The sequence below is a fragment of the Comamonas avium genome, from assembly GCF_014836675.1.
Taxonomy (GTDB): domain Bacteria; phylum Pseudomonadota; class Gammaproteobacteria; order Burkholderiales; family Burkholderiaceae_C; genus Comamonas; species Comamonas avium.
The window spans coordinates 1-1,022 of sequence record NZ_JACSQK010000017.1; the positions used below are offsets into that span (position 1 = coordinate 1).

The window sequence follows — 1,022 nt, forward strand, 5'->3', positions numbered from 1 at the left end:
GTCATGGAGGCCCAGGGCTCCCAGCTGACCAACAAGTACGCCGAAGGCTACCCCGGCAAGCGCTACTACGGCGGCTGCGAAAACGTGGACGTGGTCGAGCAACTGGCCATTGACCGCATCAAGGCCATCTTTGGCGCTGAAGCAGCCAACGTGCAGCCCAACTCTGGCTCGCAAGCCAACCAGGCCGTGCTGATGGCCTTTGCCAAGCCCGGTGACACCATCATGGGCATGAGCCTGGCTGAGGGTGGCCACCTGACGCATGGCATGCCGCTGAACATGTCCGGCAAGTGGTTCAATGTGATCTCCTACGGCCTGAACGCCCAGGAAGCCATCGACTACGACAAGATGGAAGCGCTGGCACGTGAGCACAAGCCCCGCATCATCATTGCTGGCGCTTCGGCCTATGCCCTGCGCATTGATTTTGAGCGCTTTGCCAAAATTGCCAAGGAAGTTGGCGCCATCTTCTGGGTGGACATGGCCCACTACGCTGGCCTGATTGCCGCCGGTGTGTACCCCAACCCCGTGCCTTACGCCGATGTGGTCACCACGACCACCCACAAGAGCCTGCGCGGCCCCCGTGGCGGCGTTATCTTGATGAAGGCCGAGCACGAAAAAGCCCTGAACAGCGCCATCTTCCCCGGCCTGCAGGGCGGCCCGCTGATGCATGTGATCGCAGGCAAGGCCGTGGCATTCAAGGAAGCCCAGTCCCCCGAGTTCAAGGCTTACCAGGAGCAAGTCATCAAGAACGCCAAGGTGATGGCTGACACACTGACCGAGCGTGGTCTGCGCATCATCTCTGGCCGCACTGAAAGCCATGTCATGCTGGTGGACCTGCGTGCCAAGGGCATCACCGGCAAGGCTGCTGAAGCGGCTTTGGGTGCTGCGCACATCACCATCAACAAGAACTCCATCCCCAACGACCCTGAAAAGCCCATGGTCACCAGCGGTATCCGCGTGGGTACACCGGCCATGACCACCCGTGGTTTCAAGGAAGAAGAGACCCGCATTACCGCCAACTTGGT

1 protein-coding gene is annotated in these 1,022 nt (G+C 60.7%); it reads left to right on the plus strand.

The window, feature by feature from the left end; translation table 11 throughout:
• On the plus strand, positions 1-1,022 hold a 1,022-nt coding region (gene glyA / locus H9646_RS18295; RefSeq protein WP_191724830.1), incomplete at both ends, for a serine hydroxymethyltransferase.